This window comes from Xanthomonas sp. WHRI 8932A (genome assembly GCF_035012785.1).
Taxonomy (GTDB): domain Bacteria; phylum Pseudomonadota; class Gammaproteobacteria; order Xanthomonadales; family Xanthomonadaceae; genus Xanthomonas.
The window spans coordinates 290,546-312,249 of record NZ_JAYGQQ010000007.1 but is presented as its reverse complement, the minus strand read 5'-3'; the positions used below and the strand labels follow the sequence as shown (position 1 = coordinate 312,249).

The 21,704-nt window shown below is 62.2% G+C and carries 9 protein-coding genes and 1 pseudogene; all 10 read left to right on the top strand.

Annotation, left to right across the window (positions count from 1 at the left end; translation table 11 throughout):
• Nucleotides 1–7: 7 nt before the first annotated feature.
• On the top strand, nucleotides 8–2,356 hold the full coding sequence (locus VC212_RS13580) for a methyl-accepting chemotaxis protein (protein WP_323526066.1): 2,349 nt from the start codon (nucleotides 8–10) through the stop codon (nucleotides 2,354–2,356).
• A 203-nt stretch (nucleotides 2,357–2,559) separates the two neighbouring features.
• Nucleotides 2,560–4,830 (top strand): methyl-accepting chemotaxis protein, encoded by a 2,271-nt coding sequence (locus tag VC212_RS13575; protein WP_323526065.1) that lies wholly within the window; start codon nucleotides 2,560–2,562, stop codon nucleotides 4,828–4,830.
• 116 nt (nucleotides 4,831–4,946) lie between these two features.
• A pseudogene (locus tag VC212_RS13570) lies at nucleotides 4,947–5,571 on the top strand (hypothetical protein); the annotation flags it as partial.
• Nucleotides 5,545–6,201: a DUF1629 domain-containing protein gene (locus VC212_RS13565; RefSeq protein WP_238691669.1), complete on the top strand. Its 657-nt coding sequence runs from the start codon at nucleotides 5,545–5,547 to the stop codon at nucleotides 6,199–6,201. The pseudogene VC212_RS13570 and the gene VC212_RS13565, both read left to right, overlap by 27 nt.
• A gap of 494 nt (nucleotides 6,202–6,695) precedes the next feature.
• Complete coding sequence (locus VC212_RS13560) at nucleotides 6,696–10,118, top strand: hypothetical protein (protein WP_238692026.1); 3,423 nt, start codon at nucleotides 6,696–6,698, stop codon at nucleotides 10,116–10,118.
• Complete coding sequence (locus VC212_RS13555) at nucleotides 10,078–10,797, top strand: hypothetical protein (RefSeq protein WP_115559973.1); 720 nt, start codon at nucleotides 10,078–10,080, stop codon at nucleotides 10,795–10,797. Before VC212_RS13560 ends, VC212_RS13555 begins: the two co-directional genes overlap by 41 nt.
• 622 nt (nucleotides 10,798–11,419) lie before the next feature.
• Nucleotides 11,420–13,669: a methyl-accepting chemotaxis protein gene (locus VC212_RS13550; protein WP_323526064.1), complete on the top strand. Its 2,250-nt coding sequence runs from the start codon at nucleotides 11,420–11,422 to the stop codon at nucleotides 13,667–13,669.
• A gap of 452 nt (nucleotides 13,670–14,121) precedes the next feature.
• Nucleotides 14,122–16,371, top strand: coding sequence for a methyl-accepting chemotaxis protein (locus VC212_RS13545; RefSeq protein WP_323526063.1), 2,250 nt, complete (start codon nucleotides 14,122–14,124; stop codon nucleotides 16,369–16,371).
• 449 nt (nucleotides 16,372–16,820) lie between these two features.
• A complete protein-coding gene (locus VC212_RS13540; RefSeq protein WP_323526062.1) occupies nucleotides 16,821–19,070 on the top strand; it encodes a methyl-accepting chemotaxis protein in 2,250 nt (749 codons plus the stop codon).
• A 107-nt stretch (nucleotides 19,071–19,177) separates the two neighbouring features.
• The gene (locus VC212_RS13535; RefSeq protein WP_115560519.1) at nucleotides 19,178–21,649 is read left to right on the top strand and encodes a methyl-accepting chemotaxis protein; all 2,472 of its coding nucleotides are present in this window, start codon (nucleotides 19,178–19,180) and stop codon (nucleotides 21,647–21,649) included.
• The last annotated feature ends 55 nt before the right edge of the window (nucleotides 21,650–21,704 follow it).

Sequence of the window (21,704 nt, the reverse complement as noted above, 5' to 3'; positions counted from 1 at the left end):
CCGCGCAATGAAGATCATGCATATGTTGGGCGCTCTGGTGCTGGTGGCTGCACTGGCGCTGCTGGCCCTGGGCGGTGTGGGCTACAACGGGCAGCGCGGACTGCTGGAAGCCATCGCCGCGCAGGTGATCTCTTCCGATGCGCTGCGCAACCACATGCAGGCCGACATGATGCACGACGCCTTGCGCGGCGACGTCACCGCCGGGCTGCTCGCCGCATCGCACAAGGACGATGCCGGCATTGCCGCCGCGCGTGTATCGCTGGGCGAACATGCCGGCGAATTTCGCGATGCAGTGCAAGCCAACCGCAAGCTGCCGCTGGACCCCGCACTGCGTAGCGAGCTGGAAGCGGTGGCACCCGCGCTGCAGGCTTACATCGCCTCCGCCGAACAGGTCACGACGCTGGCCGAAACGCATGCCGACAGCGCTGCGGCGTACCGCGATTTCACCGACAAGTTCGGCCAGCTCGAAACCCGCATGGGCGCGATCAGCGAGCGCATCCTGGCCTTGAACGAGGCCAACCGCAGCCAGGCCGAGCAGTACAGCCAGCGCGTGATGTGGCAGCAAGGCGGCGCCGTCGTGCTTGCATTCGTCTGCCTGGCGCTGGCCGCCGGCTGGATCCTGCGCTCGGTATTCGGCCTGCTGGGCGGCGAGCCGCAGTTGGCCATGGCCGCCGCGCAACACATTGCCGAGGGCCGCCTGGACCAGCCGATTCCGGTTGCGGCAAAACATGCGCGCAGCCTGATGGCGGCACTGTCGCGCATGCAGCGCGACCTGCGCGAACGCCTGGAGCGCGAGCGCAGCATCGCCGCAGAAAACCTGCGCATTCGCACTGCACTGGATAACGCGTCCACCGGCATGTACATCGCCGACCCGGACCTGACCATCATCTACACCAACACCGCGCTGCAGTCTTTGCTGCACACCTATGCAGACGATATCCAGGCCTGCGCGCCGGCGTTCAATCGCACCGCCAACCTGGTCGGGCAACCGGTCTCGCTGCTGGAAGTGGGCAATACGCAGGACGCGGAAATCTACCAGCGTCTCGACCGCCAGGGCGCAGCGCAACGCGAAGTGCAGTACCGCGCCACCTGCATCACGCAGAACGTGTCGGCGATCCGCGACGAGCGTGGCGCGCATCTGGGCTTTGTCTGCGAATGGCGCGACCGCACCGCCGAAGCGCGGGCGGAAGTGGACGTGGCCAATGTAGTGCGCAGCGCTGCGGCGGGCGATCTGTCCAAGCGCATCGACAGCACGGGAAAACAAGGATTTTTCCTGCAGCTGGCGCAACAACTCAATGCCCTGCTCGACGCCAACGCAGTGAGCATCAGTGAGGTATCGCGTCTACTGAGCGCCCTGGCCGAGGGCGACCTGAGCACACGCATGCACGGCGATTTCCACGGCGTGTTCGCCACCATGCGCGACGATGCCAACAGCACCGCCGAAGCGCTGGCGCAGGTGATCGGACGCATCCAGCAGGCCGCCGGCAGCATCCATACCGCCTCCAGCGAGATTGCCGCCGGCAATAGCGATCTGTCGCAGCGTACCGAACAACAGGCGGCCAACCTGGAAGAAACCGCCGCTTCGATGGAAGAGCTCACCTCCACCGTCAAACAAAATGCCGAAAGCGCACGCCAGGCCAATCAACTCGCCATCGGTGCGGGCGGCGTTGCTTCGCAGGGCGGCGCGGTGGTGGCCCAGGTGGTCACCACCATGTCCGGCATCGAAGTGTCGTCGAAGAAGATCGCCGAGATCATCTCGGTCATCGATGGCATCGCCTTCCAGACCAATATTTTGGCGTTGAACGCGGCGGTGGAAGCGGCGCGTGCCGGCGAGCAGGGTCGTGGTTTTGCGGTTGTTGCCTCGGAAGTGCGCACCTTGGCGCAGCGTTCGGCCGGTGCGGCGAAGGAGATCAAGCACCTCATCGACGATTCGGTCAGCAAGGTGGCCGAGGGCTCGCAGCTGGTCCACCAGGCCGGCACCACCATGGCCGACATCGTCGCCAGCGTGCAGCGCGTCACCGACATCATGGGTGAGATTGCGGCGGCCTCGCAGGAACAATCGTCCGGCATCGAGCAGGTCAATCGCACCATCACCCAGATGGACGAGGCCACCCAGCAAAACGCCGCGCTGGTGGAAGAAGCCACCGCTGCTGCACGCACGATGGAAGATCAGGCCGGACAGCTGGCGCAGGCGGTCGCACGTTTCACGCTTGCCGATGCGCCCCACGTCGCCGCGTTGGCACGCCCGGCCAAGCCGACGTCCATAGCGCCGAAACCGGCAACACCCGTACGCCGCGCATCGGTGAGCGCGCCCACGGTCGCGCTCGGTAACGACAGCCAATGGCAGGATTTTTAAGTGGTATCTGCACCGCCGCAACGACGGCATCGGATGCTGTCGTTGTGCGAACGATATTGGACGATCGGCATGTTTTCCAGGTGAATTCGCGCATTTATCCCAGACCTGGAACGGTCCGGCTCATTGTTCAGAGATAAAGAATCATCGCTCCGGGCCGCTAGCGTGCAAGACAACAGCGCAATGCTACGCCCCGGAGTTACATGATGAACAAGTTCAACGATTGGCCCATCCGCCGCAAGCTGATGTTTGCGTTCTGCCTCAGTGCCGTGCTCACCGCCCTGCTCGGTGGCTTGGGCTTTTCGCGCATGAAACAGATGCAGCAGCAGACCACCCTCATCAACGAGGATGTGGTGCCTGTGCTGAGCAAGTTGTCGGAGCTGCGTGGTTTCGCCGGCGAATTCCGCGTCTATGAAGTGGGCCAGTTCGTCAATCTGGACGACCCGGAACGCTATGCGTATTTCTTCAAGCGCATGGACGAAATCCAGGCCAAGTATACTGAAACGCAAAAGACGCTTGACGCCAAGATCGGGCCGGATTCTGCGCTAAAGGCCGAATACGCCAAGCTGGCCGATGCCAGCACACGCTACTTCGCCGCCAACGTGAAGCTGCGGACGTTGTACGCAGACCCCGACCGCGCTGCGGCGATGGAATTTTCGCGCAAGCAGTCGGGCGAGATCCGCAAGGAACTGTTCGCCTCGGTCGACAAGATGTATGCGCAGCAGTCCAAGGCGCTGAGCGATATGGTCGCGGCCAGCGCCACCTCGTTCAAGTTCACCAGCGCGGTGCTGCTGCTGGGCACCTTGTTGATGGCCGCGCTGTCGATCACCTTCGGCTGGTTGATCGCACGCAGCATCACCAACCCGTTGTCCAAGGCACTGGGCGCCATCCAGGCGGTGTCGCGCGGCGATCTGAGCGTGCAGATCAGCAAGACCAGCAACGACGAAATCGGCCAGATGCTCGAGGCCACCGGTCGCATGACCCAGATGCTGCGCCGCTTCTCCGACGAGACCGCACGCATGTCGCACCTGCATGCGGCCGAAGACATCACCCACCGCATGCCGGAAGATTTCCCCGGCGTTTACGGCACCCTGGCCGGCGGCATCAACACGATGATTTTCGAACACCTGGACGCCATCACCGACTCGGTACGCATCCTCAACCAGTACGCGCAGGGCGACCTGACCCAGGACGCACGCCGGTTGCCGGCAAGCCGCGCGATCCTGCACGAAGCGATGGATGCGGCCAAGGCCAGCCTGTTGTCGATCAACACCGAGATCAAGCAGTTGGCGCAGGCGGCAGCGGCCGGCGACTTCAGCGCCCGCGGCGATGCAGCCCGCTTCAAGTACGACTTTGCGGTGATGGTGGCGGACTTGAACTCGATGATGGAAGTCAGCGATCGCAACCTGGGCAAGCTGTCGCAGCTGCTCGGCGCGGTGGCCGATGGCGACCTGACCGCACGCATGGACGGCGAATTCCACGGCGTGTTCGCGCGCCTGCGTGACGATGCCAATGCCACCACACAACGCTTGACCGATATCGTCGGCCGCATCAAGCACTCCACCCTGACCATCAATACCGCCGCCGGCGAGATTGCTGCGGGCAATCAGGATCTGTCGCAGCGTACCGAGCAGCAAGCGGCCAATCTGGAAGAAACCGCCGCCTCGATGGAAGAACTCACCTCGACCGTCAAGCAGAACGCCGAACACGCACGCCAGGCAAATCAGCTGGCGATCGGCGCCGCCGGCGTGGCGTCGCATGGCGGCAGCGTGGTCGGCCAGGTGGTCACCACCATGTCCGGTATCGAAACCTCGTCCAAGAAGATTGCCGAGATCATCAGCGTCATCGATGGCATCGCCTTCCAGACCAATATCCTGGCGTTGAACGCAGCGGTGGAAGCCGCACGTGCCGGCGAACAGGGCCGCGGGTTTGCCGTAGTCGCCTCGGAAGTACGCACGCTGGCACAGCGTTCGGCCGGCGCTGCCAAGGAAATCAAGAGCCTGATCGACGACTCGGTCAGCAAGGTGGCCGAAGGCTCGGCACTGGTGCATCAGGCTGGCACCACCATGAGCGAAATCGTCTCCTCGGTGCAGCGCGTGACCGACATCATGAGCGAGATCTCCGCCGCCTCGCAGGAACAGTCGGCCGGCATCGAGCAGGTCAACCAGACCGTCACCCACATGGACGAAGCCACTCAGCAGAACGCCGCGTTGGTGGAAGAAGCCACCGCTGCCGCACGCTCGATGGAAGATCAGGCGCAGCAGCTCACCGAAGCGGTGGCGCTGTTCCGTCTGTCGGCCGAACTGGAATCCCAGACCCGCGCCACGCCGGTCGTGCACCAACTCGCCGCCAAACGCCCCACCGCGCCAAGCAAGCCAGCTACCAAGACGCTTGGCAAGCCGTCTGCTAAAAGGCCCGCCGCGCGCGCCGCCGTGGCGTCGGCACCGTCCAACGAATCGGACTGGGCAGAGTTCTAAACCACGTGATCGGTCGCATGGCGGCCGATGCCGTCGAAGCCGCGCTCTTTCGGGAGCGCGGCTTTTTTATTGGTTCTGGGCGCTGGCCTCTGCCTCGGTTCGGTGGGGCGATTCAGCGCGAACTCAACTACCAGGCCACCCACGCTGCTGCCGCATTGGCCTTGAAGGATGCACCCGCTCAGCAAGATCCGTATCGCCAGCCGGCCAATGCCACTGACCGTCCTAGCCTGAGCAGCGCCGACTGGATGCGCGATAACGCCGACGGGCAATTGCATCGCCAGGTCAAGACCGCAGTTGCGGGCGCGAACGATCGCGGTCTCTACGAACAGGAAACGGCATCCCCGCAACGCGCTGCGCAACTTGCTGCCGCACCCGATGGCAATTGCGTGCTGGAGTTAGAGACCACGCGCGCACTGATGCAACCGGCACTGGCGGAGCAGGCGCAGGCGATTGCCGCCATCGGGCAGTCGCCGCCGTCAGCGCAGGATCTGCAACGCAAGGAAACGTAGTATCGCTATCGCATCGTCGGCACCGAGTTGCAGCCGCAATGGCGTGAAGCGATCGAACTGGCGACTCAACGCACCCGCGAGGCCGAGGGACTTGCGGGCGATGATGAGCTGCAGTTGCAGCGTGGCCCAGGCGGCACGTTTGCTGCAGAAAGCGCCCCCCGTTATCTCAAGCGCGCAGTTTGCTACTCTTGATCGAAAAAGTGCCTTGGAGAAAAAAGTGTCTACCCAGAATAAACCGAGGAAGGGCGAGTTCTTCGCCTTAACACTGGATTCCCGCAGACCTGGCCCAGGGCACGGGGTGGTGTTCGAAAATGAAAAGCAATTGCTCACGCCGCCAAAGCGGAGTCTGCGACCTTGGGCCGGCGGATTCCCGCCATTACGGGAAAAGCCGCGCCTAATTTATGATCCTCGAAAAGGAGGAATGCCTGAACATCTCGAAGGCACATTTAGCGGCTATTGGCTAGTATCACAAAGTTTAAAGAGAGTCTTTGAACAAGTAGACCCTCTGGCCTTTGAATTTGCGGAAACTGATTTTCTATTGGCCGATGGCTCGCCTGGACCCATTCACTTCCTTTGTGACATTGTCCGTGTACTGGATGCAGTCGATGAGGAGAATTCTAAATTAAGGATCGAGCTAGGTGACGAATACGTTGACGGCAAAGCTTATAATTTCAGTGGAGGCGCCAGCCTAGCTTTTCGTAAGGACGTTATTGGTTCCGCGCATATATTTCAATTAAATTACTCTTTTTCAATATTTTGCGATCGAGTGATGTTTGATGCAATTAGGTCTGCGGGTATTTCTAATGATGAGCGTTCCGGCGGGCTCTGGTTTTCCGACGCCGCAGACTGGAGCGACTCCTAAACTGGGAATCGACGTTTATGCCGAAAAATTTTACGCATTTTCGCGAACACCACCTAATTGAGCAGAGAGTTCTGCCAGTCGACCCTCTTTTGCAAGAATTGAAGGGTGCTGGAATATTCAATATCCACTCAGATAGAAATTTAATATATACCCCTACAGATCCAGATTTCGCGCGGAAGTTGGGCGTAAGTCCCCATAGCGGGGTTCATATAGCCGAAAACCAGCGCGGAATCATCGAAGAGTTAAGATCATACCGAAGAACAGTTGATTATCAACTGTTTGATCAAGGTGATATAGATGCCGGAAGGCGGCTTGCTGGAAAGGTAGAGTATTTTCAAGACTTCTTACGGGTCGGATTATCCAATGGCGACCTGCATCTCAATGCACCCTTTGGAAAGACAGCTAATGATATTAGAGAGGATACAAAACAGTTTTATGCGCAAAAACAAGCTTACATAAGCAGGGAAGCGAGCCCAATTAGTGCTATCGGCTCCATGCAAAGTGAAGAGCTAGGCTGGCGTGCAATTGTTCATTCTGAAAAACGAATAGTCACTACTCTAGACGAGGTGTCGCAATCCACCGGAAACCTCACCAAAGGCGGCGATCCAGAGATCGGTAGGAATTCACTTTCTCAAGCCATCGCCCAAGCTCATTCATCCGGTCGTCTGACGCTTTCCGACCAAGGCATCCTGCAGGTCGAAAACGTTCTTGGCGAAGAAGCAGCGCGACCATTACGCACTCCGCCAGGCCAACGCGGTTTTGCCACCGCAGAGCTATTGGCAGGCGATCTATCGGCCGGCCAGGCATTACGCACTGCCGGCCTGCTCGCCACCGCCGCCGACACGGTGATGACCGGCCAACGCGCCACACGCTTGCTCGGCCAAGATAACCCGCTCGCCGCGCAGTCCGAGCTGGCGCACTTTGCCGGCCGCAATGTCGGCGGCTGGGCCGGCGGCACCGCTGCTGCTTATGCGCTGGGTAGCTCCGGCGCCGGGCCGATGGTGCTGATCGCGGCCGATGCGTACTTCTTGAGTACCGCTGGCGAAAAAGCCGCCGCGTTGCTCGACAACCGCGCCATCTACACCCAGACCGATCGCGAGGGTACACAGTGGTCGTTCGATGGCCGCGCGTGGGCGCGCGACGGCAAGGCCGACACCACCAACGATGGCGTGGATAACCCCACCGCGACGCCGATCGTCGCCAGTTACCAAAAGGCCCGTGAGCTCAATTATCAAGCGACCAACGCCGCTGCCGCATTGGCCTTGAAGGACGCGCCCGCACCGCAAGATCCGTATCGCCAGCCGGCCAATGCCACTGACCGTCCCAGCCTGAGCAGCGCCGACTGGATGCGCGATAGCGCCGACGGGCAATGGCATCGCCAGGTCAAGACCGCAGTTGCGGGCGCCAACGATCGCGGTCTCTACGAACAGGAAACGGCGTCCCCGCAGCGCGCTGCGCAACTTGAGGCGCAAGCGCAGGACGTCATCGCCCGCAACATCGCCAACAGTCCCGGCGCCATTGCCGCACGCTACGAATTGGCACATCACCGCAGCGGGTGGGCGTCCGATGGCCTGCCGATGTCGCCGGCCGTGCAACAGGCGCTGCCCGACCCGGACGCGTTGACTGCCTCAGACGGCCAGCACTACTACCGCAACATGGATGGGCAGTGGACCAGCAACGGCGCCCCACCCGATGGCAATCGCGTGCTGGAGCTGGAGACCACGCGCGCACTGCTGCAACCGGCACTGGCCGAGCAGGCGCAGGCGATTGCCGCCATCCGGCAGTCGCCGCAGAACGTCCAGGGCGAGCAAACGCTGTACCGCTACCGCATCGTCGGTACCGAGTTGCAGCCGCAGTGGCGCGAAGCGATCGAACTGGCGACGCAACGCACGCGCGAGACCGAAGGACTGACTGGCGATAGCGCGCTGCAGTTGCAGCGCGGCCCTGGTGGCACATTTGGTGCCGATAGCCCTATTGCGCATCTGCAACGTGGCCCCGATGGCGTAGAGCGTATTGCAGCGGTCACCAGCACCGAGGACATCCGCCAGGCGTTGCAGCAGGTCCAGGCGCGGCAATCGCCAATCGCACCGGGGCAGCCGTTCGCCACCAACGCACGCGCCTCCGATGGCGCGACAGACGCGGATACGTCGGCATCGTCCCCCTCCAACCAGCACGCACTCGACGGACACGCGCAGGTCCAGGCGGCCAGCGCAGCGCAGGCGCGTCAGGAACAGCAACAGCAGGAGCGCCAGGCGCAAGACCAGCAGCTGGCGCAGGCACGCGCTCACACGCTGCAGGAACAAACCTCGCTCGAAGACCGGGCGCAGGATGCTCAGGCGCTGCAGGCGCATGCATTGCAGGAGCTTCGCCAGCAAGAGTCGCAACAGCTGGAGCAGCAAGAACGCCAGGTAAAGGACGCGCAGCAACGCGAACAACTCCAGCAGCAGGCGCACGACACCCAACAGCGCGAACAAGCGCAGCAGCAAGCCCAGGAGACACAGCAGCGCGAGCAGGAAACACGCCTGGCACAGGATGCCCAGCAGAGCCAGCAACAACGCCTGCAAGCGCAGGATGCGCAACATGCTGAGCAACAGCCGCTGCACGCCCAAGCGGCTCTACAACGCGAGCAGGAGCCGGCACAGGAAGCCGTCTCGCGCGAGCAGTCGTCGTTCCACGCGCAAGACACATCGCCACGCCAGCCCGAGCAGCGGTCTATCCCGGATGACTTCGCCCAACGGCTCCAGGAGCAGCTGGCAGAGCCTGCGCAAGCACGTGCATCCGACGTAGCGCAGCAGCGGACGCAAAGCCAACAAGCGCAAGAAGAGCGCACGCAGGAAGTGCAGCAGCAGACAGCGCAAAGCGCGGCGATCGCGCAGGCAGCACCGGCAGATCAGCAGCAGGCTGCGGACCTGCACAGCGGCCAGCAGTCGATGACGGCGCAAGCCTCGGATACGCACCAAGATGCACCTGCGCAGCAGCCCGAGCAGCCGGCGGACGCGCGCCTGGCCCAGGCGGCGACCGCGCCTTCCGCGCCATCGCTCGCCACGCCAGTGGCCGCAGAACAGCACGACGATCAACAGGCGCGCACGCCACAGGCTCAAGCACCGGAAGCACCAGATCCCCCTGTAGCGTTGCCCTTGTCCGCACACCTCGCGCAAGCGACAGGGCCATCGCTGGACATGCCGACCGCTGGCCGCTCTGCCGACGCACCCGAGGGCGCAGCCGATGCGCGCGAGCCGCTTTCGGCGTCCCTGGCAGTTGCGCAGGACCGTCCTGCCGCTGTGCCCGCCGATCCGGACTCCTGGGAGGAAATAGCGCGATCCATGCGTGAGCTGCGCATACAACTCGAACGGGATCTCGAAACAGAAAACCGCGTCGCAGAAGCGCGGCAGGCGCGCGTGGACCGTGGTGAGCGGCCGTTTACCGAATTGGAATTACGTGATGGGTACGATCCGGATGGTCCCTCGGGATTGAGACCACCACGCGCCCCGTCGGCAGACACCGCGCCACAGTCCATTGCCGCTGGCGAGCAGGAAGATCGGCCGCAGCCCCAGCGTAAAAACATCACCGGCGATCCGGATGTGGACGAGTTGCTGTACGCCATCGACTGCAAGGACGAACTGGCGATCGAACAGGCCTTGAAACGGGTCGCCAACAGCCCCTACAGCCAGGCCCTTGCCAAACAGGGGCATGAATTTCTGGATGCCCAGGCGATGCAGGAAGCCCAGGAACAGGCGAGCACGCGCCAGGCACTGAACATGGACGTCTCGACAGAGGTGCAGACCAGCCGTGGCCCGGTGATGGTGATGACACTGCCGCAGTTCGCCAACGGACCGGCGATGCAAGGTCCGCAGGGTGACGGTGGTGGGGGTGGCGATGGAGGTGGAGGCGGTGGCGGTGGTGGAGGCGGCGGATAACCGGAATGCGTTCGGCGCGTTGAACCCTCAAGAGAACACGATGGACATGCAGAATTCCCCAGCGCTGCCCGAAGACAACGGGTCAGAGCGCGCGATGAAAGAATCGATCCAAGCCATGTCAGCACTGATCGGGCAGCTGCAACGGCGAGAACACGTTCTGGAAGATCTGGTGCGCCAGCAATTGCAGCTTCTGCAGAGCGCGGCCAACAGCGCCGATCAGCGTGTCACTCGGGTCGTGGAGAACGCGTTGCCACGGCTGACGCAACTGAGTCAACAAGCACTGACGCAGACGCTGGAACCTGCGGCAGCGCGCTTCACCAAGCAGATGGCCGATGCGGACCAGACGCTGCAGCAGGCCACCCAACGCTATGCAAAAGCGCAGCACTCCCTGGAAACGACAACCACACGACGCATGTGGATCGCCTCGATCGCCCTGCTGGTGTCGGGCGTCTTGGGCCTGGGTGCAGTGGCGTACTCGGTTGGCATCATCAACGAGAAGCGCAACGAGCTGGTGCAGCTTCGCGCGTCGATCGATTATTGGGAGCGAGTCGCACGCGCTGACCTGGCCCCTTGCGGAGAGGATCGGCTCTGCGCCACGTTCGAGAAGAACGGGCCGCGTTACGGCAACCAGAGGCAATACAGGGCGATCAATTTGCGCACAGCAGCTGCTTCGCGGTGATGGCCGCTGATCGCAGGCCTAGTGAGTTGCAGACCCGCTTGGCTCACACTCTTGGCCTCGATCCGCCAGCTGCATTCGGACGTGCGTTGCGGCCTTAGAGCGTTGCGCTTTGGTCCAATCTGCGCTCGATGTCCCCCAGGACGCCCACGCTTTGACGCTGTCGTAGCGCTTGAACTTACGCGCATGCGCGTAGCGGCGAGCCTCACGACTCAAGTCAGGGCCTAGCCGCGATTACCAACGGCCGCGCTTGCCTCATCGCGGCGCGCGACTATTTGTGAACGAACATTGGCAATCGCATATCGCAATCGCGCCGCACTTGGCGTCATCGGACACAGCAAAGACGGGACAAGATAAATAATACAAATAAAAATTATTTAAATCAAAGACTTGTAATTGCATGAACATCCATTTTCGGCATTTATGACTCTTGAAATGTCTCTTCAAAAATGAGACGGACAAAGCGTCTTCTCTCATTCCTTCGACTTCGGCTCCATTTCCTTCCTGGAGGTCATTAAGTACTTCATACCTCGGCCGTTAACTTGCATAGCTGCATGGGCATGACTAGATCGCCATGACTTGCATCGTCAGCAACTGCTCCCGCCACGCTTTCGGAAATCTCGTCATGAATGCATTTTTGCAACGCTACAACGTCGGTCGCCGTCTAGGCGTAGCTTTTGGCATCCTCATCTTGCTGTCGGGTCTATTGGTCGCTGCGGGGCTGAACTCGATGGCAACTGCGCGCCTGCAACTGGACAACATCGTCAAGAACAACGTAGAAAAAACGCGACTGAGCAATGCCATGGGCGACGCCAATTCCAACATTCTGATTGCGATGGGCACATTGTCCATGGTGACCAGCGAGGAGTTGAACAAGGAAGCTTTGGCGACTATCAAGCGCGAGCGTGAACGTTACGACCAGGCACGCAAGGCATTGGATGCGTTTCCGCCAACACCTGCAGGTCGCAAGAATCGCGCCGAGATCGACAGTGCGCGCGAAGCGTCGCGTGTTCTGAACGATCAAGTCATTGCTTTGGCCAACGAAAACAAAAATGCCGAAGCACAGGTCTTGATGAGTGAGAAAGCGCGCCCCGCCATTATCGAATGGCAGAACAAGATTTCTCAGGGTGTCGAGCGCCAACAGGTGCAGATGGCGCAGAGCTACACTGAGGCCGTTACCGCGATGAATCGAGGCAAATCGCAACTCATCGGCGGCGGCGTGATTGTGCTGGTCATCAGCAGCCTGTTGGGCTTCTTGATCACCCGCAGCCTCACCCAACCGCTGAGCCGCGCCACCCGCGCCGCCGAATCCATCGCCGGCGGCAAACTCGATAACGATGTCGATACGCAGGCCAACGACGAGAGCGGCCGCCTGCTCAAGGCAATGAGCAAAATGCAGCAGCAGTTGCGCAGCCTGATCGCCGCGCAGACCGACATGGCCAAGCGCCACGACGATGGCCAGATCAGCTTCCGCATCGATGCATCCGCCTTCCCGGGCGACTACGGCCGCATGGCCAACGACACCAATCTGCTGGTGGCCTCGCACGTGGCCGTGCAGAACGATCTGGCACGCATCATGGGGCGCTATGCCATCGGCGATCTCAGCGACGACATGAGCAAGCTGCCCGGCGAAAAGGCCGTGTTCACCGACACCATGGCGCAGGTCAAGGCAAACCTTGGCGCGATGAACGCCGAGATCAAGCAACTCGCTCAAGCGGCCGCCAACGGCGACTTCAGTGCCCGTGGCGACGCCGAGCGGTTCCAGTACGATTTCCGGGTGATGGTGGAAAGCCTCAACACCTTGATGTCCACCGCCGATGGCAACCTGCAATCGCTGTCCGGCCTGCTGCAGTCGATTGCCGCCGGCGACCTTACCGCACGCATGAGCGGCGAGTTCCGCGGCGTGTTCGCGCAGATGCGCGACGACGCCAATGCCACCGCCACCCAGTTGGCCGAGATCGTCGGCAGCATCAAGACCTCGGCGATCTCGATCAAGGGCGCCGCCAGCGAAATCGCCGCCGGCAACCAGGATCTGTCGCAGCGCACCGAACAACAGGCCGCCAATCTGGAAGAAACCGCTGCCTCGATGGAAGAGCTCACCTCCACCGTCAAGCAGAACGCCGAGGGTGCGCGCCAGGCCAACCAGCTCGCCATCGGCGCCGCCAGCGTGGCGGTGCAAGGCGGCGAAGTGGTCGGCAAGGTGGTCGACACCATGTCCGGTATCGAAGCCTCGTCCAAGAAGATCGCCGACATCATCAGCGTCATCGACGGCATCGCCTTCCAGACCAATATCCTGGCCTTGAATGCAGCGGTGGAAGCGGCACGTGCCGGTGAGCAAGGCCGCGGGTTTGCGGTGGTGGCCTCGGAAGTGCGGACGCTGGCCCAGCGTTCTTCGGGTGCGGCCAAGGAGATCAAGGACCTCATCGACGACTCCGTGCAGCGCGTCGCCGAAGGCTCCGCGCTGGTGCACACCGCCGGCAAGACCATGAGCGAAGTGGTTGCCAGCGTGCAACGCGTCACCGACATCATGGGCGAGATCTCTGCGGCATCGCAAGAGCAATCGGCCGGCATCGAACAGGTCAACCAGACCATCACCCAGATGGACGAAACCACCCAGCAAAACGCAGCCCTGGTGGAAGAAGCCACTGCCGCCGCACGTGCACTGGAAGAACAGGCAGTCGGCCTGACCGAAGCGGTTGCCGTGTTCAAGACCGATGCGACCTACGCGGCCCCGGCCGTGCGCGCTGTGCCGTCGCGGACGGTGGTGAGTTCGGCGATTAAAGCGAAGGTCGCTGCAGCCGGGCGTACGCCGGCCTCCAAGCCACGCGCGGTGGTCACCGCCTCCAGCAACGACACCAGCTGGCAGGAGTTCTGAGCCAACGGCGGCAACGCTGGCCGCGTTGCCGCCCAGTCCGTCATGCAGCCGCGCCCCTGAAGGCGCGGCTTTTTTATGCCCGGCACTTCGCGGCCGGATCAAAACGTCTCGTTACGCAGTGCCCTGACGATGCGTCGTAAAGCACACTCAGTGATCGACAAGACAACTACGCGTCATCTGCAGGACATTGCAATTTTTCAGCTACATCAAAGCACTCCGGCAGGGCTCGCTTGGTGATGACAGCCATCGGAGCTCGTCTGGGTCCATATTGACGACTTGGCAAGACACTTACTGTCCCGTCAGTTCACATTCGTGACCGTGGTTATGCTTCTTTTCCTTAAAGAGGTATTCAGTTTCGACGTTCTCGCGCCGCTACTGCGTTAGCAAGGTCATGGCAACTGCCACGGCCCACTCGCGACGTAGCACCTTCGCTCACATTCACGGGAATCGGTATGAACGCACTTCTGCAACGCTACAACGTCGGCCCTCGCCTGGCGGCCGCATTCGCGGTGCTGATCGTGCTGTCCGGCATCATCGCCTTCATCGGCTATCGCGGCTTGAGTTCGGCGCATGCGTTGGTGGACGACATCGTGCACCAGAAGATGATCAAGATCCGATTATCGAATGACATGTTGAACGCCAACTACATTATCTCGATGCAGATGCGCAACCTGGTATTGCCTAACAGCGCCGAGCAGAGCAAGCGCTATGCAGAGACCATCCTGCTCAACCGAGAGACCTACACAAAGGCCCGCGAGAAGCTGCGCGCAATGCAGTCTTCGCCGCAGGAGCGCGACCTTGGCAATGAAATCGATGCACGGCGTGCCGTTGCACGGCCAACTGTCGATGAGGTGATGCAGCTGATCAAGGCCAATCAGGTGCAGCAGGCGCAGGCACTACTGCTGAGCAAGGCTTCACCACGCGTGCAAGCATGGCAGGACAAGATTACCGAGAACATCGTGCTGCAGGACAAACTTGCCACCGATGCCTCGGCGGTCGCGCTAAAGTCGATGGACGATTCGAGCAAGCTACTGGTGGCCGGCACCGTGTTGGTGGTGTTGCTCAGCGGCGCATTGGGCTTACTGATCACCCGTAGCCTGACCCAACCGCTCAGCCGCGCCACTCGCACCGCCGAATCGATTGCCGGCGGCAAGCTCGATAACGATGTCGATACCCAGGCAAATGACGAAAGCGCTCGCCTGCTCAAGGCAATGAGCAAAATGCAACAGCAGTTGCGCAGCCTGATCGCCGCACAAACCGAGATGGCCAAGCGCCACGACGAAGGCCAGATCAGCTTCCGTATGGATACCGATGCGTTTCCCGGCGACTTCGGCCGCATGGCCAGGGACACAAACGAATTGGTTGCCGGCCATATCAAGGTCAAAATGGAGACAATCCGTCTGGTGGAACGCTATGCCATCGGCGACTTGAGCGAAGACATGCCGGACCTGCCGGGCGAGAAAGCCAACATCACCGCAGCGATACGCCAGGTCAAACAAAGCCTGTCTGCGATGAACGCCGAGATCAAACAGCTGGCGCAGTCCGCCGCCAATGGCGACTTCAGTGCACGTGGCGACGCCGAGCGGTTCCAATACGATTTCCGGGTGATGGTGGAAAGCCTCAACACCTTGATGTCCACCGCCGATGGCAACCTGCAATCGCTGTCCGGCCTGCTGCAGTCGATTGCCGCCGGCGACCTCACTGCACGCATGAGTGGCGAGTTCCGCGGCGTGTTCGCGCAGATGCGCGACGACGCCAATGCCACCGCTACGCAGTTGGCCGAAATCGTCGGCAGCATCAAGACCTCGGCCATCTCGATCAAGGGCGCCGCCAGCGAGATCGCCGCCGGCAACCAGGACCTGTCGCAGCGCACCGAACAACAGGCCGCCAATCTCGAAGAAACCGCTGCCTCGATGGAAGAGCTCACCTCCACCGTCAAGCAAAACGCCGAAGGCGCACGCCAGGCCAACCAGCTCGCCATCGGCGCCGCCAGCGTGGCGGTGCAAGGTGGCGAAGTGGTCGGCAAGGTCGTCCAGACCATGTCCGGCATCGAAGCCTCGTCCAAGAAGATCGCCGACATCATCAGCGTCATCGACGGCATCGCCTTCCAGACCAATATCCTGGCCTTGAATGCAGCGGTGGAAGCGGCGCGTGCCGGTGAGCAGGGCCGCGGATTTGCGGTGGTGGCCTCGGAAGTGCGCACGCTGGCCCAGCGTTCGTCGGGGGCGGCTAAGGAGATCAAGGACCTTATCGACGACTCCGTGCACCGCGTCGCCGAAGGCTCCGCGTTGGTGCACACCGCCGGAAAGACCATGAGCGAAGTGGTTGCCAGCGTGCAACGCGTCACCGACATCATGGGCGAGATCTCCGCCGCCTCGCAGGAACAGTCGGCCGGCATCGAACAGGTCAACCAGACCATCACCCAGATGGACGAAACCACCCAGCAGAATGCCGCGCTGGTGGAAGAAGCCACCGCCGCCGCACGTGCACTGGAAGAACAGGCGATGGGCCTGACCGAGGCGGTTGCCGTGTTCAAGACCGATGCGACCTACGCGGCCACGGCCATGCGTGCCGCGCCCTCGCGGCCGGTGGTGAGTTCGGCGGTCAAGGCGAAGGTGGCTGCAGCCGGGCGGACTCCCGCCTCCAAGCCACGCGCAGTGGTCACCGCCTCCAGCAACGACACCAGCTGGCAGGAGTTCTGAGCCAGCGGCGGCAACGCTGGCAGCGTTGCCGCCCAGTCCGTCATGCAGCCGCTCCCCTCAAGGGCGCGGCTTTTTTATGCCTGGCACTTGGCTTTCGGATCAAAACACATGACGACGCAGTGCCTGCCGATTCCCCGCAAAGCACACTCAATGATCGACAAGACAACTGCGCGCCATCCGCAGGACATCGCAATTTTTCAGTGGTATCAAGCGCTCCGGCAGGGCTCGTTTGGTGATGACAGCCATCGGAGCTCGTCTGGATCCGTATCGGCGACTTGGCAAGACACTTACTGTCCCGTCAGTTCACATTCGTGACCGTGGTTATGCTTTTTCTATAAAGAGGTATTCAGCTCCGACGTTCCCGCGCCGCTACTGCGTTAGCAAGGTCATGGCAACTGCCACGGCCCACTCGCGACGTAGCACCTTCGCTCACATTCCTGGAAACCGGTATGAACGCACTTCTGCAACGCTACAACGTCGGTCCACGCTTGGCGGCCGCATTCGCGGTGCTGATCGTGTTGTCCGGCATCATCGCCTTCATCGGCTATCGCGGCCTGAGTTCGGCGCGTGCATTGGTGGACGATATCGTGCACCAGAACATGACCAAGATTCGCCTGTCCAACGACATGATGAACGCCAACTTCGTCATTGGCACGCAAGTGCGCAACCTGGCGCTTCCTTATGCCAATGAACGGAATAACGAGTTCGTTGCCGCAATCAAGTCGGCGCGCGTTGATTACAGCAAGGCCCGCGACGCTCTGTATGCCCTGCCCGCGTCGCCGCAGGACCAGGCGATACGTACGCAGATCGACAATCTCCGCATGGCGGCGAAGGCTCTGAATGAGCAGGTCATGCAATTGTCGATTGCCGGAAAGGATAGCGATGCCATACCGCTGCTGTTCAACAAGGCGAGTCCAGCCACGCAGCAATGGCAGGATAAGATTGCCGAAAACATCGCGCTGCAGGACAAGCTGGCCGCGGACGCTTCGACGATCGCGCTGAAATCGATGGACGATTCGCGCAAGATGCTGATCGGCGGCTCTCTGCTCGTCGTGCTGCTCAGTGGCGCGTTGGGCCTGCTGATCACCCGTAGCTTGACCCAGCCGCTCAGCCGCGCCACTCGCGCCGCCGAATCGATTGCCGGCGGCAAGCTCGATAACGATGTCGATACCCAGGCAAATGACGAAAGCGCTCGCCTGCTCAAGGCAATGAGCAAAATGCAACAGCAGCTGCGCAGCCTGATCGCCGCACAAACCGAGATGGCCAAGCGCCACGACGAGGGCCAGATCAGCTTTCGCATCGATGCATCCGCCTTCCCGGGCGACTACGGCCGCATGGCCAACGACACCAATCTGCTGGTGGCCTCGCACGTGGCCGTGCAGACCGATCTGGCCCGCATCATGGGGCGCTATGCCATCGGCGACCTCAGCGACGACATGAGCAAGCTGCCCGGCGAAAAGGCCGTGTTCACCGACACCATGGCGCAGGTCAAGGCCAACCTCGGCGCGATGAACGCCGAGATCAAACAGCTGGCGCAGTCCGCCGCCAATGGCGACTTCAGTGCACGTGGCGATGCCGAGCGCTTCCAGTACGATTTTCGCGTGATGGTGGAAAGCCTCAACACCTTGATGTCCACCGCCGATGGCAACCTGCAATCGCTGTCCGGCCTGCTGCAGTCGATTGCCGCCGGCGACCTCACCGCACGCATGAGCGGCGAGTTCCGTGGCGTGTTCGCGCAGATGCGCGACGGCGCCAATGCCACCGCTACGCAGTTGGCCGAAATCGTGGGCAGCATCAAGACCTCGGCGATCTCGATCAAGGGCGCCGCCAGCGAAATCGCCGCCGGCAACCAGGACTTGTCGCAGCGTACCGAGCAACAGGCCGCCAACCTGGAAGAAACCGCGGCCTCGATGGAAGAGCTCACCTCCACCGTCAAGCAGAACGCCGAGGGCGCACGCCAGGCCAACCAGCTCGCCATCGGCGCCGCCAGCGTGGCAGTGCAAGGTGGCGAAGTGGTCGGCAAGGTCGTCCAGACCATGTCCGGCATCGAAGCCTCGTCCAAGAAGATCGCCGACATCATAAGCGTCATCGACGGCATCGCCTTCCAGACCAATATCCTGGCGTTGAATGCAGCGGTGGAAGCGGCACGTGCCGGTGAGCAGGGCCGCGGATTTGCGGTGGTGGCCTCGGAAGTGCGCACGCTGGCCCAGCGTTCCTCGGGTGCGGCCAAGGAGATCAAGGACCTCATCGACGACTCCGTGCAGCGCGTCGCCGAAGGCTCCGCCTTGGTGCACACCGCCGGCAAGACCATGAGCGAAGTGGTTGCCAGCGTGCAGCGCGTCACCGACATCATGGGCGAAATCTCCGCCGCCTCGCAGGAACAGTCGGCCGGCATCGAACAGGTCAACCAGACCATCACCCAGATGGACGAAACCACCCAGCAGAACGCCGCGTTGGTGGAAGAAGCCACCGCCGCCGCACGGGCGCTGGAAGAACAGGCGGTGGGCCTGACCGAAGCGGTTGCCGTGTTCAAGACCGATGCGACCTACGCGGCCCCGCCCGTGCGTGCCGCGCCCTCGCGACCAGTGGTGAGTTCGGCGGTCAAGGCGAAAGTGGCTGCAGCCGGGCGGACTCCCGCCTCCAAGCCACGTGCGGTAGTCACCGCCTCCAGCAACGACAGTAGCTGGCAGGAGTTCTGAGCAAGCGGGCTGAACTGCCTGAACGGATCCGGTCGGCAGCGATGCCGGCCGGCTCAAGGCATAACAGGTATCGGCCGATAGCCTGCGTACGCCCATGAGACGCACCGATGACCACTGCTTCCGCGCTGTTGCCGCAGACCACTTCACCCGCCCCGCGTCCCTGGACCAGCCGCTGGGACGACTTGGCCATTGCCAAAAAACTCGGTGCGATCGGTGTGCTGGCATTGGTCGGCCTGGTGATCCCGGTGCTGCTCTATAGCGGCAAGCTCAATGAGAGCGTCACCATCAGCAACAACGAATTGCGCAGTTACGCCCCGCTTGGGCAGATGCTGGGCCTGATCACCGATCTGCACGCGGCACACGTCGATAGCGGCAGCGCCGCCGACGCCGCAGCACAACGCGCCGAACGCGATCTGCAGCAACTGCTCGCCACGACCGCCGCCATGCCCGGCTTCGAACGCAGCCAGACACAACTGCTCGCCCTGCAGCAGCGCCACGTCGCCACCACTGCGGCCAGCGGCTATAGCGGCGTGAGCGAACAAGCCTTCGCTGCGCTGGATGCACTGCGCGACGACAGCCAACTGGTCTACACCCCGTATATCGAAAGCTACCACCTGGTGGTGGCGACCTTGATCTATAGCCCCGACGCCACCGAATCGCTGACCCGCCTGGATGCGGCCAACGATCCGTCGCAGGCAGGTGGCGAGCGCGCCATGCTGCGCGAACAGCTCAATCAGCTGCAGCGCAACCACGTGCGTTTCCGGCATGAGCTGGATAAAGCAATGGGCCTGCTGGAACAGCCCGACCCTGCCCTGGCCGATGCCGCCAACGCCGAAGCCACGCGTGCCAACGCCGCACTGCAAGCTCTTGGCGCGGCGCTGGAAGGCAGCGATACGCAGGCCGATACGCAGTGGAATGCCGCACTCGATGCGCTTGGCCAGGCCATGCAGGACCTCAGCAGCACCTCGCTGCAGGCCTTGCAGCGGCAATCCGAACGTCACCTGGTGGATGCGCGCAATGCGATGTGGCAAGCCGTCGCCGGGCTGTCGCTGCTTGCGCTGCTGATCGCTGCGTTGTGCTGGTACACCTTGTCCAACCTCACCCGCAACGTGCGCCGCGCCGCGACGGTGGCTGCCAACATCGCGCAAGGCGAGCTGGACGAACGCATCGTGCCGCCCAGCCGCGATGAAACCGGCCAACTGCTCGACAACATGCGCCGGATGCAGGAGCAGGTGCAGCGCGTGCTGGCTGCACAGAGCGAGATGGCGCAGCGCCACGACGCCGGCCAGATTAGCTATCGCATGGACGCAGAGAGCTTCCCCGGCGCTTACGCCACCATGGTGCGCGATACCAACGCGCTGGTCGGCTCGCATATCGCGGTAAAGATGCAGCTGGCGCAGATCATGTCGCGCTACGCCATCGGCGACTTGAGCCAGGACATGCAACGCCTGCCCGGCGAAAAGGCCGTACTTACCGACACCATGGACACGGTCAAGGCCAACCTGTCGGCGATGAATAACGAGATCAAGCTGCTGGCGCAGGCCGCAGCCAGCGGCGACTTCAGCGTGCGCGGCGATGCGCAGCGCTTCCAGTACGACTTCCGCGCGATGGTGGACAGCCTCAATCAGCTGATGGCCACCGCCGACGCCAACCTGCAATCGCTGTCCAAGGTGCTGCAGGCAATCGCTGCAGGCGATCTCACCGCGCGCATGCATGGCGATTTCCACGGCGTATTCGCACGCATGCGCGACGATGCCAATGCCACGGTGACGCAGCTGGCCGATATCGTCGGGCGCATCCAGCGCTCCACCGATGCCATCAACGATGCGGCCAGCGAGATTGCGTCCGGCAATCAGGACCTGTCGCAGCGTACCGAGCAGCAGGCTGCCAACCTGGAAGAAACCGCTGCCTCGATGGAAGAACTCACCTCCACCGTGCGCACCAACGCCGAGCATGCCAAGCGCGCCAGTCAGCTGGTGGTCGGCGCCGCCGCGGTTGCCTCGCAAGGCGGCGACGTGGTCGGCCAGGTGGTCAGCACCATGGCCGGTATCCAGGCGGCCTCCAGAAAAATCGCCGACATCATCGGCGTGATCGACGGCATCGCGTTCCAGACCAATATCCTGGCCTTGAACGCTGCGGTGGAAGCCGCGCGTGCCGGCGAACAGGGCCGCGGCTTTGCCGTGGTGGCCTCGGAAGTGCGCAGCCTCGCGCAGCGGTCTGCCGGTGCGGCAAAAGAGATCAAGCACTTGATCGACGATTCGGTCAGCCGGGTCGAACACGGCAACCAGCTGGTCGGCCAGGCCGGCCGCACCATGCAGGAGATCGTCGATTCAGTGCAGAACGTCACCACGATCATGCACGAGATCAGCGAAGCCTCGCTGCAGCAGTCGCAAGGCATCGAACAGGTCGGTCAGACCGTGGCGCAGATGGATCAGGCCACCCAGCAGAACGCCGCGCTGGTGGAAGAAGCCACTGCCGCCGCGCGCGCGATGGAAGAACAGGCGCAGCAGTTGCGCGATGCGGTATCGGTGTTCCAGTTGCAGGCGGCAGTGTCGCCCCGTCTTGGGCGGGCGGCCTAAACGCCGCGGCGCGCGATGACCCGCGTGTGCAGCACGCTGCAAACGGCCGGTGATG

What these genes read in the sequence shown, in the direction of transcription:
- VC212_RS13580 (WP_323526066.1), top strand. Translation starts at nt 8, where the DNA reads ATGAAGATCATGCATATGTTGGGCGCTCTGGTGCTGGTGGCTGCACTG.
- VC212_RS13575 (WP_323526065.1), top strand. Translation starts at nt 2,560, where the DNA reads ATGAACAAGTTCAACGATTGGCCCATCCGCCGCAAGCTGATGTTTGCG.
- VC212_RS13560 (WP_238692026.1), top strand. Translation starts at nt 6,696, where the DNA reads ATGCAAAGTGAAGAGCTAGGCTGGCGTGCAATTGTTCATTCTGAAAAA.
- VC212_RS13555 (WP_115559973.1), top strand. Translation starts at nt 10,078, where the DNA reads ATGGAGGTGGAGGCGGTGGCGGTGGTGGAGGCGGCGGATAACCGGAAT.
- VC212_RS13550 (WP_323526064.1), top strand. Translation starts at nt 11,420, where the DNA reads ATGAATGCATTTTTGCAACGCTACAACGTCGGTCGCCGTCTAGGCGTA.
- VC212_RS13545 (WP_323526063.1), top strand. Translation starts at nt 14,122, where the DNA reads ATGAACGCACTTCTGCAACGCTACAACGTCGGCCCTCGCCTGGCGGCC.
- VC212_RS13540 (WP_323526062.1), top strand. Translation starts at nt 16,821, where the DNA reads ATGAACGCACTTCTGCAACGCTACAACGTCGGTCCACGCTTGGCGGCC.
- VC212_RS13535 (WP_115560519.1), top strand. Translation starts at nt 19,178, where the DNA reads ATGACCACTGCTTCCGCGCTGTTGCCGCAGACCACTTCACCCGCCCCG.